At 48.5% G+C, this 14,490-nt stretch carries 15 protein-coding genes; 14 read left to right on the top strand and 1 reads right to left on the bottom strand.

The features are described 5' to 3' along the window. Positions 1–33 precede the first annotated feature (33 nt). Both rpoE and ODZ53_RS07550 read left to right on the top strand, forming a co-directional pair. A complete protein-coding gene (gene rpoE / locus ODZ53_RS07555; protein ID WP_173604520.1) occupies positions 34–594 on the top strand; it encodes a DNA-directed RNA polymerase subunit delta in 561 nt (186 codons plus the stop codon). Positions 595–799: 205 nt separating this feature from the next. After that, entirely contained in the window at positions 800–2,395 is a 1,596-nt protein-coding gene (locus ODZ53_RS07550; RefSeq protein ID WP_015893660.1) for a CTP synthase, read from the top strand. A 73-nt stretch (positions 2,396–2,468) separates the two neighbouring features. Here the strand turns inward: ODZ53_RS07550 and ODZ53_RS07545 are convergent, their stop codons facing one another. Beyond that, a complete protein-coding gene (locus ODZ53_RS07545; protein ID WP_372676514.1) occupies positions 2,469–3,263 on the bottom strand; it encodes a lipid II flippase Amj family protein in 795 nt (264 codons plus the stop codon). A 171-nt stretch (positions 3,264–3,434) separates the two neighbouring features. Here ODZ53_RS07545 and ODZ53_RS07540 point away from each other — a divergent pair, with 171 nt between their 5' ends. The 12 genes from ODZ53_RS07540 to ODZ53_RS07485 all read left to right on the top strand — a co-directional run bounded on the left by ODZ53_RS07540 (position 3,435) and on the right by ODZ53_RS07485 (position 14,468). Beyond that, the gene (locus tag ODZ53_RS07540; protein WP_007725537.1) at positions 3,435–3,809 is read left to right on the top strand and encodes a response regulator; all 375 of its coding nucleotides are present in this window, start codon (positions 3,435–3,437) and stop codon (positions 3,807–3,809) included. Positions 3,810–3,912: 103 nt separating this feature from the next. After that, positions 3,913–4,767, top strand: coding sequence for a class II fructose-1,6-bisphosphate aldolase (gene fba / locus ODZ53_RS07535; protein ID WP_016740164.1), 855 nt, complete (start codon positions 3,913–3,915; stop codon positions 4,765–4,767). Positions 4,768–4,781: 14 nt separating this feature from the next. Beyond that, on the top strand, positions 4,782–5,426 hold the full coding sequence (gene fsa, locus ODZ53_RS07530; protein ID WP_064200381.1) for a fructose-6-phosphate aldolase: 645 nt from the start codon (positions 4,782–4,784) through the stop codon (positions 5,424–5,426). 79 nt (positions 5,427–5,505) lie between these two features. Beyond that, on the top strand, positions 5,506–6,789 hold the full coding sequence (locus tag ODZ53_RS07525; RefSeq protein WP_142498007.1) for a UDP-N-acetylglucosamine 1-carboxyvinyltransferase: 1,284 nt from the start codon (positions 5,506–5,508) through the stop codon (positions 6,787–6,789). Between the two features lie 28 nt (positions 6,790–6,817). Beyond that, a complete protein-coding gene (glpX, locus tag ODZ53_RS07520; protein WP_142498006.1) occupies positions 6,818–7,771 on the top strand; it encodes a class II fructose-bisphosphatase in 954 nt (317 codons plus the stop codon). A gap of 67 nt (positions 7,772–7,838) precedes the next feature. After that, positions 7,839–9,119 (top strand): transcription termination factor Rho, encoded by a 1,281-nt coding sequence (gene rho / locus ODZ53_RS07515; protein WP_015893654.1) that lies wholly within the window; start codon positions 7,839–7,841, stop codon positions 9,117–9,119. A gap of 75 nt (positions 9,120–9,194) precedes the next feature. Further along, positions 9,195–10,097: a M23 family metallopeptidase gene (locus ODZ53_RS07510; protein ID WP_087341772.1), complete on the top strand. Its 903-nt coding sequence runs from the start codon at positions 9,195–9,197 to the stop codon at positions 10,095–10,097. 70 nt (positions 10,098–10,167) lie between these two features. Next, a complete protein-coding gene (locus ODZ53_RS07505; protein ID WP_026043394.1) occupies positions 10,168–11,433 on the top strand; it encodes a radical SAM family protein in 1,266 nt (421 codons plus the stop codon). A 106-nt stretch (positions 11,434–11,539) separates the two neighbouring features. After that, complete coding sequence (gene rpmE, locus ODZ53_RS07500) at positions 11,540–11,737, top strand: 50S ribosomal protein L31 (protein WP_015893651.1); 198 nt, start codon at positions 11,540–11,542, stop codon at positions 11,735–11,737. An 86-nt stretch (positions 11,738–11,823) separates the two neighbouring features. Further along, positions 11,824–13,266, top strand: coding sequence for a cryptochrome/photolyase family protein (locus ODZ53_RS07495; protein ID WP_372676513.1), 1,443 nt, complete (start codon positions 11,824–11,826; stop codon positions 13,264–13,266). A gap of 28 nt (positions 13,267–13,294) precedes the next feature. Next, the gene (locus ODZ53_RS07490; RefSeq protein WP_015893649.1) at positions 13,295–13,870 is read left to right on the top strand and encodes a thymidine kinase; all 576 of its coding nucleotides are present in this window, start codon (positions 13,295–13,297) and stop codon (positions 13,868–13,870) included. A gap of 94 nt (positions 13,871–13,964) precedes the next feature. Then, positions 13,965–14,468, top strand: a complete 504-nt coding sequence (locus ODZ53_RS07485) for a hypothetical protein (protein ID WP_064200385.1) — start codon at positions 13,965–13,967, stop codon at positions 14,466–14,468. The last annotated feature ends 22 nt before the right edge of the window (positions 14,469–14,490 follow it).

Below are 14,490 nucleotides of genomic sequence, written 5' to 3'. Positions count from 1 at the left end.
CAATCGTTTTCATATGGAAAGGACGTGCCCTGAGTGAGTCAATTGTTTGCTCATATTGATTCCGAGAAACTGAGTGAGATGGCGTTAGTTGACATTGCGTATGAAATTTTGCGTCAAACTAACCGCACTTACAACTTCCGCGAGCTGATGAATGAACTGGTTGCAGTGCGCAAGCTGACTGATGAACAACTCATGGCAATCATCGCGCAAGTATACACAGAAATTAACATTGATGGCCGTTTCGTGTGCCTCGGTGACAATGTATGGGGATTGAAGCGTTGGTACCCAACCGACACCGTGGAGGAAACTCAAGAGGGTGGCGGAACGAAGAAGAAGAAAATCGTCACGGAAGACGACTTCGACGATTACGATACCGAAGACGAAGGTGTCGAAGAATACGAAGAAGACGATGTTGTCATCTTTGAGGACGAAGAGGAATTCGTCGACGAAGATTCTGAAATCGAAGAAGAAGAAATCGATGGAGAAATCGACGAGGAAGAACTCGAAGACGAAGAGGATGAGATGTTCGAAGAGGACGAAGAGCTTGAGGAAGAGGAATCCGACGAAGAGCCCGACGACGAAGACGAGAAATAGATCCTTGACTTCCGCTTGAGGGACAGATAAAATACTCCTTGGGCTTCACATGAAGAAGGATCAAATATGGGAAACTATAAAACAAAAGTGCCCCTACCCCATTTCTTTACGGGATAGGACTCGCTTTTGTTTTTCTTTTTTTTGGAGCCGTCTTCATTCGATTTTTATAACAACTTAAGGGTGAGGGAAAGAGGGGACGTTAACGATGACGAAGTATATTTTTGTGACAGGCGGGGTTGTATCCTCGTTGGGAAAAGGAATTACAGCGGCTTCTCTGGGCCGACTCTTAAAAAATAGGGGTCTGAAGGTAACCATCCAGAAGTGTGACCCGTACATCAACGTTGACCCGGGAACGATGAGTCCGTATCAACACGGGGAAGTTTTCGTAACGGATGATGGTGCGGAAACAGACCTGGACTTGGGCCACTATGAGCGCTTTATCGATATCAACCTGAGCGCTAACTCCAATATGACAACTGGTAGAATTTACTCGACTGTCATCGCCAAAGAACGCCGTGGCGACTATTTGGGAGGAACCGTTCAAGTTATTCCACACATCACGAACGAAATCAAAGATCGCATTTTCCGTGCAGGTCGCGAAACCGGGGCAGATGTAGTGATTACCGAGATCGGTGGAACTGTTGGGGATATCGAGAGCTTGCCATTCCTTGAATCCATCCGCCAGATCAAAAGTGACATCGGTCGTGAAAACGTCATGTACATTCACGTAACCCTGGTACCATACATCAAGGCAGCAGGTGAAATGAAAACCAAGCCTACGCAACACAGCGTGAAAGAACTGCGCAGCTTGGGTATTCAACCAAATGTGATCGTGACACGTACCGAGCAACCGATGACGCAAGAAATGAAAGACAAGCTGGCTCTGTTCTGTGATATCGATAAAAACGCGGTAGTGGAATGTGTAGATGCTGATAGCCTTTACGATGTACCACTGCAATTGCAAGCACAAGGTTTGGACGATTACGTATGCCGCCACTTGGGTCTGACTTGCCAGGATGCGGATATGACAGAGTGGAAATCACTCGTAACGAAAATCAAAAACCTGTCCAAAACGACTACCATTGCAATCGTTGGTAAATATGTAGAATTGCATGATGCTTACTTGTCCGTAGCAGAAGCGCTGTACCATGGTGGCTATGCGAACGACTCCAAAGTAGAAATCAAATGGGTGCACGCGGAAGAAGTTACGCCAGAGAATGTTGGCGAACTGCTCGGTGATGTAAATGGTATCCTCGTACCAGGCGGCTTTGGCGATCGTGGTATCGAAGGTAAAATCATCGCTACGCGCTATGCTCGTGAAAATAAAGTACCATTCCTCGGAATTTGCCTGGGTATGCAAATCGCTGTGATCGAGTTCGCTCGCCACGTAGCGGGTATGGATGGCGCAAACAGCTCCGAGATCAACCCGAATACAGCGTATCCGGTGATTGACCTCTTGCCAGAGCAAAAAGATATCGAGGACAAGGGCGGTACCATGCGTCTGGGTCTCGGTCCAACCAAAGTGGAAGAAGGCACGCTGACTGAGGCTGCATACGGAAGCACCTTGGTTTATGAACGTCATCGTCATCGCTATGAAGTGAACAACGAATATCGTGATCAATTGGCGCAAATGGGCTTGCGTTTTGCGGGTACAACGCCAGATGGTCGTCTGGTTGAAATCGTGGAAGTTCCAGAACATCCATGGTATGTAGCGACACAGTTCCATCCAGAGTTCACATCCCGTCCGAACCGTCCGCAGCCACTGTTCCGTGACTTCGTGAAGGCTTCCCTGAACAAATAACATAGGTCGATAAATAGAAAGACGCACCCGCGATGTATGGTCGCAGGTGCGTCTTGTGTTTTTTTAAAGCAGATCAATGGAACAAGGGAGATAGCCAAGCAACCCAGTAGGCGGAGGGAATGAGCAGGAATTGAGCCAAGATCGTTCCGATAAAACGCGAGATCATCAGCCACAGGTACATGTCGCGAATCGATTGCTGCGTGGTTTTCCCTTGCATCGCTTTTTCTGTCAAAAGGGCAATTTGCGGGTCTACCAAAATCGTCATGAAAATCGTGGCAAAGCCGTTGATTAATCCGGAAGACATCAGAACGGTTGCTTTGTAATCTGGGGCTAGCAATGTCGCGTACAACACAGATAGTACACTGCTTGTGTAGATCGCTGTCCCCAATGCATTTAATAACAGCAATCGTTTGGGAACGCCTTTGATTCGAAAGCGTGAGATGGCTTGCCAGCTAGGAATCCGGACATGATGGTGGACGCGTCGGATAGTTTCTACAGTAACTGCCGTCCGAATCATTTGCGGAATCGAGCCCGCTGTCTCCAAGTGCGAGATCATTCGTTTCGATATTTGGACAAAAGTGGGAAACAGTACGATAGCTGCTAAGGTTCCGAGCGAGGACGCTGCAATAATCACGTGCAAATACATGCTAGGATCAAAGTGTTGGATTGCAGCTTGGTCCATAAATCCCCCAGTGAAGGGTCCTTGAATCAGGTTGGAGGTACGGGAGAGGAGCAATACAATCCCGACCAGAGACAACGCTACAGCGATCCTGCCCGTTTGTACCCCTGCAAAACGGATTCCGAAGGTAAGTGTCTCTGTCGTATGGATAATAAAAGTTAACAAGCAAATCAGCCACAGAGCATCCATAGTGAGTATCTGGCTCCTTGTGTGTAGGGGAAATTAGTTTTTCCCATTATACTCGAAATGAAGCCCATAGGAAATTTTAAGTTGACGTTCAGCAAAAAACGTGAAGGAGTTTCCTGATTTTAGGCGAACCCATAATAATTAAGAAAACGCATTCGTCAGGGGGGAATCAGAATGTTCGACAAACAAGATAAAAAGGTACTGGTTGTGGATGACCAGTATGGGATTCGCATTTTACTGTATGAGGTGCTGGGAAAAGAAGGGTACAAGACCTTTCAGGCAGCAAACGGGAAAATGGCATTGGAAATCGTGGAAAAAGAATCACCAGATTTGGTTATCCTCGACATGAAGATCCCTGGGATGGATGGTATTGAGATCTTGAAACACATCAAGAAGATCAATCAAGAAATCAAAGTCATCATGATGACAGCTTACGGAGAGCTGGACATGATCAAAGAAGCAACACAACTGGGAGCATTGACTCATTTTACAAAGCCGTTTGATATTGATGAACTACGAATGGCAGTACATCAGCAATTAGCTTGTTAGGAACAGACTGCAAAGGTCAGGGTACAAGCGTCCCTGTTAACAAATGCTTGTCTGTGGTATAATAAGCCACATGACTGAAGTCTGCTAGAGGAGGATTTACAAAATGCCACTGGTACCTATGACCGCTTTTACCGAAGACGTCAAAAAGCATAAATACGCCGTCGGACAATTTAACCTGAACAATCTGGAGTTTACTCAAGCGATTACGGAAGCTGCGATGGAAGAAAAATCGCCTGTGATCTTTGGTGTTTCTGAGGGTGCATTGAAATACATGGGGATCGATTATACAGTAGCGATTGCAAAAGTGGCTGCTGAACGCGCAGGAGTTCCTGTTGCTTTGCATCTTGACCATGGTAGCAATTTCGACATGGTTATGAAGTGTATTCGTGCAGGGTTCTCTTCTGTTATGTTCGATGGTTCCCATCATTCGTTTGAAGATAACCTTCGCCTGACCAAACAGGTTGTAGAGGCTGCTCACGCTGTTGGCGTATCGGTAGAAGGTGAACTCGGTACCATCGGCGGGGTGGAAGACGACTTGTCTGTTGACGAGGAAGATGCCACTCTGGCAAATCCTGAGGAAGCAATCCGCTTCTGGGAAGAAACAAAAGTAGACTACGTAGCGATTGCTGTAGGTACAGCACACGGTATGTACAAAGGGGTTCCAAAAATCCGCTACGACATTATCGAAAAAGTAGCGAGCAACATTGGAGCGCCGATCGTTCTTCATGGTGGTTCCGGCGTACCAGACGAAGCGATTATCGAATCCATCCGTTTGGGCGTAGGAAAAATCAATGTAAATACAGAAAGCCAAGTCGCATGCACGGAAACAGTTCGCAAAGTGCTGGCTGCCAAGCCGAATGAGATCGACCCACGCAAATACCTGGGCCCTGCTCGCGATGCGATCAAGGAAGTAGTCAAAGGAAAAATGCGCTTGTTCGGAAGCAGCAACCGCGCGTAACTGGGAGGATAATCATGCGTTTTTTGATTGATACAGCAAACGTTGAAGAAATCCGCGAAATTCACGAATGGGGAGTTCTGGCGGGCGTAACGACAAATCCGTCTCTGGTTGCCAAAGAAGGACGCGATTTTGTAGAAACCCTAAAAGAAATTCTCGATATTGTTGACGGTCCGATTAGTGCCGAAGTCATCAGTACAGATGCAAAAGGCATGATCGAAGAGGGAGAGAAGCTCGCTGCTCTCTCGAAAAACATCGTCATCAAGCTGCCAATGACCGCAGAAGGTTTGAAGGCAACCAAGTATTTTGCCAAACGCAAAATCAGAACAAACGTAACGTTGGTGTTCTCCGCGAACCAGGCACTTTTGGCTGCGCGCGCAGGTGCGAGCTTCGTGTCTCCGTTCTTGGGACGCTTGGATGATATTGGTCAAGATGGTATGCAATTGATCGAAGATATTGCAGAAATCTTTTCAGTTCACGGTATCGATACCGAAATCATTGCGGCATCTGTGCGCCACCCTGTTCACGTAACGGAGGCAGCCCGCCGTGGTTCTCATTTCGCTACCATTCCAGTGAAAGTTTTCAAACAACTCATTGCCCATCCACTGACAGACAGTGGCTTGGAGAAATTCCTAGCTGACTGGGCAAGCATGCAAAAATAAGGACACGTGTTGAAAGTCCAAGCACCTTTTCCATTGGGGAAGGTGCTTCTTTCCCGATTACGCCTGAGGAGAGCAAAGCATGGATAAGCTGATCATCAACGGTGGAAAACCGCTCGCGGGGACGGTGACCATCAGCGGAGCAAAAAACAGCGCAGTCGCACTCATACCAGCAGCGTTGCTGGCAGATGGACCCGTTGTTATTGAGAATCTCCCCCGTATTCAGGATGTAGGTATTTATCACGAGCTCTTGCAGGAAATGGGAGCTGACGTGCTGTTCGAAGAAGACTGGATGGAAGTAGACGGACGCAGTATGAGGCTGATGCTCATGCCAAATGGTCGCATCAAAAAGCTTCGTGCTTCGTACTATTTGTGGGGAGCCTTGCTCGCCAAGTTCGGTGAAGCCCAGGTTGGCTTGCCAGGTGGCTGTGATTTGGGCCCGCGTCCAGTAGATTTGCATATCAAAGGCTTTGAAGCGATGGGCGCCGAAGTGGAGAACAAAAACGGCGTCATGACTATCCGTGCCCAAAATGGGCGTTTGCAGGGTGCACGAATTTATCTCGATCTGGTCAGTGTGGGTGCGACCATTAACATCATGCTGGCTGCTGCCAAAGCAGACGGTGTGACCATTATTGAAAACGCTGCACGTGAGCCTGAGATCGTCGATGTAGCAACCTTGCTCAACAATATGGGAGCAAACATCAAAGGTGCCGGAACGGACATGATCCGCATTCAAGGCGTAGAACGTTTGCGCGGATGCCGTCATACGATTATCCCTGATCGGATCGAAGCGGGGACGTACATGATTGCGGCAGCGGCTACAAACGGCAACGTGATGGTGGAGAATGTTATTCCGAAACATTTGGAGTCTGTAACGGCCAAGCTGCGCGAAATCGGTGCGCAAGTGGTAGAGCAGGATGACAGTATTCAAGTCATCGGACATGATTCTTATCGATCAATCGATGTGAAAACGAGTCCGTATCCGGGTTTTCCAACGGATCTCCAGCAGCCGATCACGACCTTGCTGACTCTTGCCAAAGGCTCAAGCATCGTGACGGACAATATTTACAGCTCGCGTTTTCGACATGTAGATGAACTGCGCCGCATGGGAGCTTCCTTGAAGATTGAAGGAAGATCCGCTGTCATCGAAGGCGGCAGCAAACTGAATGGTGCCAAGGTGATAGCTTCAGATTTGCGTGCGGGAGCAGCTTTGTTCATTGCCGGCTTGGCAACGAACGGCACGACAGAATTAGAAGGACTCGAACATATAGATCGTGGCTACGAAAACTTGGTGGGCAAGCTGCAAGCCTTGGGAGCCGATATTACTCGGGTAGGCCTGCAGAGCATGGAAAACCACCAGCGTTAACCAATCACCAGGAGAGGAGTCTTCCAGAATGGAACGCAGTTTAACACTTGAACTGGTACGTGTGACTGAAGCTGCTGCTTTGGCTTCTGCCAGTTGGATGGGTCTCGGAAAAAAAGATGAGGCTGACGATGCGGCAACGACCGCAATGCGCAATGAATTTATGAAAGTGCCGATGGATGGCGTCGTAGTAATTGGTGAGGGCGAAATGGACGAAGCACCAATGCTGTACATCGGTGAACGTCTGGGCCAGGGAGTGGCTCCGGCAGTCGATGTGGCTGTAGACCCTTTGGAGGGAACAAATATCCTCGCGAAAGGTACGTGGGGAGCGATTTCGGTCATTGCAATCGCAGACCGGGGAAATTTGTTGCATGCTCCAGACATGTATATGGAGAAAATGGCAGTAGGGCCTAAAGCAGTCGGCAAGGTCGATATCAACGCACCGATTCGCGATAACCTGAAGGCGGTAGCGCAGGCACAAGGGAAAGATATCAGCGATTTGGTTGCTATTGTACTTGACCGTGATCGTCACTCTAGGGTGATCCACGAAATTCGTGAGGCAGGTGCGCGTATTCGACTCATCTCTGACGGAGACGTAGCCGCTGCGATCAATACCGCTTTCCCTGATACAGGTGTAGACATTTTGTTCGGTTCTGGAGGAGCTCCTGAAGGTGTTCTTGCTGCTGTTGCCTTGAAATGTCTCGGGGGAGAAATTCAGGGCAAGCTCTTGCCACAAAATGAAGATGAGATTAAACGCTGTGTCAAAATGGGATTGACGAACCCTCATCAAGTACTGTTCATGGATGATTTGGTAAAAGGTGATGACGCCATTTTTGCAGCGACAGGTGTAACGGATGGTGAATTGCTAAAAGGGGTTCGCTTCCAAGGAACTCGTGCGACAACCAATTCCGTTGTTATGCGTGCGAAAACCGGAACGGTACGTTTCATTGAAGGGAACCACCGCTTAGAACGCAACGGTTTGTAAGAAAATCATTTTTGCATGTATTAGTTGAGCTAGGTTTTTTCAAGAGTAAATAAAGAGTGGTGGATGTATGTTACTTTCTGAACTAGAAGAAAAGAAGCTGACCGACCTCTATAAGCTGGCTAAGGAATACCATATTCCGTACTACTCCCAGCTGAAGAAGAAGGAATTGATTTTCGCGATTCTTCGGGCAAGAGCGGAGCGGGATGGTCTTATGTTTATGGAGGGGGTTCTCGAAATATTGCCGGAGGGATACGGCTTCCTCCGCCCCATTAACTATCTACCCAGCTCAGAAGATATCTACATTTCCCAGTCGCAGATTCGCCGTTTTGATCTGCGGATGGGGGATGTGGTATCAGGAAAAGCAAGACCACCGAAGGAGAATGAACGTTATTTTGGACTCCTTCAAGTAGAGGCAGTGAACGGAGAAGACCCTGAGACAGCCGCAGAGCGTCTTCATTTCCCCGCATTGACACCGTTGTATCCTCAAACCAAGCTCGTACTGGAGACAGCCCCTGAACGTGTTTCCACTCGCCTGATGGATCTTCTCTCTCCTGTTGGACTGGGTCAGCGCGGATTGATTGTGGCTCCGCCAAAAGCGGGGAAAACCATGCTGATCAAAGAAATTGCCAACAGCATTACCGAAAGCCGCCCGGATATCCACTTGTTTGTCTTGCTCATTGATGAACGCCCGGAAGAGGTAACGGATATGCAGCGATCTGTCAAAGGAGAGGTAGTTGCCTCGACTTTTGACGAGTTGCCTGAGAATCACATCAAAGTTGCTGAGCTTGTCTTGGAGCGTGCAAAGCGATTGGTTGAGCACAAAAAAGACGTGGTGATCCTGCTGGATTCCATTACACGTCTCGCTCGTGCTTACAACTTGGTTATTCCTCCAAGTGGTCGAACGTTGTCCGGTGGTATTGATCCGGCAGCCTTCCATCGTCCGAAGCGCTTTTTTGGTTCAGCGCGCAATATTGAGGAAGGCGGTAGCTTGACCATTTTGGCGACTGCTTTGGTTGAGACCGGCTCCCGTATGGACGATGTGATCTATGAAGAATTCAAAGGAACCGGAAACATGGAGCTTCATTTGGATCGCAAGCTGGCGGAGCGCAGAATTTTCCCAGCGATCGATATCCGCCGTTCGGGTACGCGCCGCGAAGAGCTACTGCTCACCAAAGAAGAGCTGGATAAGCTGTGGATGATCCGGAAAAACATGAATGAAACAAATGAGTTTGTAGACTCCTTTATTAAAAAGTTGGCAGATACAAAAACAAACGAAGAATTTTTGCAAACCCTAGAGTCTAAGCAACAAGGCAGAGGGAAAGCAGCTAGCACGACGGTGAGTTCATGATGACTCACCGTCATTTTTTTTGTGGCGTTGGCATACCGTTAGGAAGGGAGCTGGAAAAGAAGGAGGAGATGCTTCATGGAGTACGTGCAAGTTAGCGCTCCGGTGGAGTCACAGATGGAAGCGAAACAAGCGGTCGTGGAGCAAGCGCTATTTCAAGCGTTTAATCCCTATGCCAGTCTGGCTTCACCTGCACCAGCAACGAAAGGAAATTCAGTGGTGTACGCTGTTCGGCAAGGAGATACGCTATCCAGTATCGCCCAGCGCTACGGTCTTTCTCTGAAAAATCTGGTAGAAGCGAATAGCATTACGAATCCCCATCTGTTAAGCGTAGGCATGAAGCTAATCATCAAGCGTGATGAAGTCGGACATATGGTGAAACAGGGAGAAACGCTGGATTACATAGCAAGGCGGTACGGTGTGAGTCGGGAATCGTTAATCGAACGAAATCCGCTGCTAAAATGGCTGTCGGACAACCTGTATGTAGGACAGGTCGTGTATGTTCCTATCGCTAAAGGCAATCCGATGTTGGGCAATGATCCGGAGCAGAAGCGAAGTGCCGTTCAAGCTGCAAGTCGGCAAGTCATCACGAGGATTCGCGGCGGTCTAAGTTGGCCTGTCAGAGAAGCTACGATTACAAGTGGATTTGGAGCGCGTTGGGGAAAAACACATAAGGGTGTAGATTTGTGGAATGAACAGGAATCAAAGACCCCGATTTTGGCAGCGAGGGCAGGAGTTGTTGTGGAGGCTGGCGCCAATCGGTCAGGCTACGGGCGGATGGTTGTGATAGATCACGGAGATGGCTTGCAAACCTTTTATGCGCATATGCGTCTGCTGCTGGTGTCACCAGGTCAAACCGTAGAAGCGGGTGAGGTATTGGGATACATGGGGCAAACTGGGAACTCTACGGGCTACCATTTGCACTTTGAAGTACGACAGGATGATGTGCCAATCAATCCACTTCCCTATCTTGGCAGGTAACCCTATACAATTTACATTGCTTTTTCAATGCGATACAATGGGCAAAGCAAAGAAGCGAGGCGATTTTCCCATGTATTTAGTTTACGCAGATGAAAAAGGCAATGTATACGACCACCCAGGTCTTTTTGCAGTGGCTCGTAACGGAGATATATTGACAGAAATTCTGGAAGAAGAACTGATCCCGCTCCCGGAAGGATCGACGTTGGTCAGTTTGCCGGACACCGAGCCGATCGGAATGGACCCTGACACAGGTGAAATGGTCAAGTTGGATGGTTGTACAGCAGTAGGTGCACTTGTGCCACAAGGAATTACAAGGCTCTTGCTGCCAGGCTACGTGAAAACGAACAAGGAAAGCAAGCTGCCTTTGTTTGGTTACTCCGCAGTCGTCTGGAAGGATAACCGTTTCTGGGTAACGGGACGTGCGAGTGACGATATTTACAAATGGGACCCGTTGAACTTCCCGATGGATGAGCTGCGCCAGCGAGTGGCAAAGACGTTGGAGACGTTTCCGCAAAACCGCATTTTGAACCACTTGTCCCACTGTGCGTTGGAGTACGAATGCTTGACGGCCTCCAATAACTTTTTCAACCGCTGGGAAGGCAGCTTACCTGTTTCCTATACCTGTAACGCCGGTTGCTACGGCTGTATTTCCGAGCAACCAGATGACAGTGGATTCCCTTCTCCACAGACGCGGATGAACTTCAAGCCCACAGAGGACGAGCTGGTGGAAGTCATGCTGCACCACCTGAAGACACCGGAGAGCATCATCAGCTTCGGACAGGGATGTGAGGGTGAGCCTTCTACGATGGCTTCCATCATTGTTCCTGCTATGCGTCGAGTAAGGGAAACGACAGATATGGGCTTTATCAACATCAATACGAATGCTGGCTTGACGGATCATATCAAGGGCATTGTCGATGCCGGACTTGATCTGATGCGCGTGAGTATTATCAGTGCGATTGACGAACACTATAATGCTTACTACCGCCCACGCAACTACACGTTGGAAAATGTAGCGCGTTCTGCTGAGTACGCTGCATCCAAAGGTGTGTATACGTCCATTAACTACTTGTGCTTCCCTGGCGTGTTTGACCGCGAAGAGGAAATGGAAGCGATGATCGAGTTCATCCGCAGAACAGGCATTAAGCTGATTCAGCTGCGAAATCTGAATATCGATCCAGAGAGCTACTTGGCGATGATTCCAAAAGCACAAGGCGAAGTATTCGGCATGAAGCAAGCTATCGAAATTTATCAGCAGGAACTGCCAGATGTCGTGATCGGTTCGTTTACACATATTCCACCAGATCAACTCCAGCGTAGGAAAAACATGGCGTAATCGGCCAACCAGTTGCATTTCGACAGTGTTTCATGCTACTATCTGATATGTGTTTATATAACTCTGTTTCGGCAAACGATTCAGGGCGGAAAGAGGTGTAGAAGAGATGAAACAAGACATTCATCCTAAGTACAACGTAGTAACAGTTAGCTGCGCATGCGGTAACGAATTTGAATCGGGTTCCGTGAAACAAGCGTTGAAAGTGGAGATCTGCTCCAACTGCCATCCTTTCTTCACAGGAAAACAAAAATTCGTTGATGCAGGCGGCCGTGTAGACCGTTTCAAACGCAAATACAATCTGTAATAAGCAGAATGTATGGGAGCAACCAGGTAGAGCAATCTGCCTGGTTTTGTCTTTTTCTGGCACTGATTTTTTCGGGAGGACAAACGATGACTGCCATAGTCTGGTTCCGTCGGGATCTGCGCTTGCACGACCATGCTGCTCTGCACGCAGCCATGCTCACAGGTGATCCGATTATTCCTGTTTATATAGTGGAGGATTCGCTTTGTCTTTCTGCGGCTGTAGGAGATAAGCGACTCCATGCGCATTTTTCCGCAATAGCTGCACTCGACGACGCTTTGGTTCAACTGGGAGGTCGTCTATTGATTCGCCGCGGCGAACCACAGCAAGTGCTCTGTCAATTAGCGCAAGAGACGGGTGCAGAAAAGCTGTTTTTCAATCGGGATTATACGCCAGACGCTCGCAAGCGAGACGAGCTCGTATCAGAAGTGTTGAGCAGGCACGGCGTGTTTGTCCATGCATGTAAGGATTTGGTTTTGCATGAGCCTGGGGAAATTATGACGAAGCAGCGAACGCCGTATGCGGTTTTTACCCCGTATCGCCGCGTTTGGCAGACGCTCCCCAAAGATCGGCCATTCCCTCAGCCGACAAGATGGATTCTATTTGATCGGTTGAAGGAGTTGCCGAGTGAGCCAGTTCCTACTGTGGAAGAGTTTGGAAGGGACCGACCGATGGGCACCGAGTGGGAAATCGAGCAGTTCGGGGAGAAACGATTGCAGCAATTTTTAGATAGAGACATTTATACGTACAAAGAAAAACGCGACATTCCAGGGGTGAATGCGACATCCCGATTATCTTTTGCCTTAAACATAGGTACGCTGTCTATACGAACGGTGTATCATCGCGTACAGGAAGTGCTTGCTTCTGCGCGGGGTGAGCAGGTTACCTCGATCGAAGCTTTTCTTACAGAGCTCATTTGGAGAGAATTTTATCAGCAGGTGCTTTATTTCCATCCGCACACGACTAACCATGCCTACCTGCCACAATTTGAAGAGGTCGCTTGGGAAAACAAGAAGGATTTGTTTGTCCGTTGGTGTCAAGGGGAGACGGGCTATCCGATTGTGGATGCTGCTATGAAGCAGTTGAATGAGACAGGATGGATGCACAATCGGCTGCGGATGATTACTGCTTCTTTTTTGACAAAGGATTTGCTTGTGGATTGGCGTTGGGGAATGGCCTATTTTGCACAGCAGTTGATTGATTTCGATGAAGCGGCAAACATCGGGGGCTGGCAGTGGAGTGCTTCCACTGGTACCGATGCGCAACCGTATTTCCGGATTTTTAATCCTGTCACACAAGGGGAAAAGTTTGATCGAGACGGTGTTTTCGTCAAAAAATATCTTCCCGTACTGCGTGAAGTACCTCTACAATATATTCATAAACCATGGGACATGCCGGAGCATATCCAAGAGCAAGCTGGCTGCAAGATTGGCTTCGACTACCCGCTTCCTTGTGTGGACCATGCACAAAGAAGAAAGCGGGCCATGGTCTTGTTCCAGGAGGCAAAAGATCGCCATGCAAAGACTGAGTAACAACTTTTAGGCAAAGGGAGATAGAGACGTGGCACAACTATATTTTCGGTATGGAGCGATGAATGCTTCCAAATCCATTCAGTTATTGACCGTTGCCCACAACTACGAGCAATCGGGGAAAAAAGTAGTAGTGTTTACTCCAGCAGTTGATGATCGCTATGGCGTGGGAAAAGTTGCTTCACGTGTGGGGATTAGCCGAGAAGCGATTCCGATTAGCGAAGAGACCGATTTGTACCAAATCGTAGAGGCAGAATCAGTCAAGCCGCATTGCGTGTTGGTTGACGAGGCTCAGTTCATCAGCCGCCATCATGTGGATCAGCTCGTCAGGATCGTGGACAAGCTGGGAATCCCCGTCATCGTCTATGGCTTGTTGAAAAACTTCAAGAATGAGCTCTTCCCTGGCAGCGCCGCCCTTTTGTGCGAGGCTGATAAAGTAGAAGAAATTAAAACAGTTTGTGTGTATTGCAATAAAAAGGCGACGCATATTCTCAAGTTCAAAAATGGACAGCCCGTCTACTCTGGGGAGACGATTGAAATTGCTGGAAATGATACATACAGCAGCGTCTGTCGCAAGCATTACTACACCCCTCCAGTTGTCGAATAAATAAAGAAAGCAAGCATAAGCCACCCCCTGTTTGTCCCGTGCATGAGCCCTAGAGGCGATGCACAGACTAAGCAAAACAGGAGGTGGCTTTTTCATGCGGACACAGCCTAATTGGCTTTTGAGCAGCTCACGTGTCGTTCTGGGCTTGGTTGTACTTACAACTGTCCTAACTGTCGGATGCGGGGGAAATACGGCTAAGCAACAGAGCTATAGTACGGATGTGAGGAATACGCAGCACAATATGAAGATCAGAGGGGATCAAAGCGGCCATACACTTCAAGGCCGTGCGCCTGTTGCTGCGGATCGTGACTCGTTAATGGGACGCAACCAAAATCCGAACATGATTATCGGCCATTGGAACTCACGTAATACCCCAGTCGACGTGACTAATATGGAAAGAATGGCCATGTCGGTAAAAGGTGTGGAAAACGCTCGCATCACACTCAGCGATGCCAATGCATATGTTACTCTTGACCTTGTGCATAACATCACTGCGAATCAGGCGCGAACCATCGAGCAGCAGGTGATTTCGCTTCTTCAGGAAAGACTCCCGCGTTACGATTTTCACTTAACCTCGCATGACGGTTACCATCGCTGACAGGTGAGCAGGACGTATGTAG

The organism is Brevibacillus sp. BD137 (assembly GCF_041644655.1).
GTDB lineage: Bacteria > Bacillota > Bacilli > Brevibacillales > Brevibacillaceae > Brevibacillus > Brevibacillus brevis_D.
This window is presented reverse-complemented; position numbering and strand designations above follow the sequence as displayed.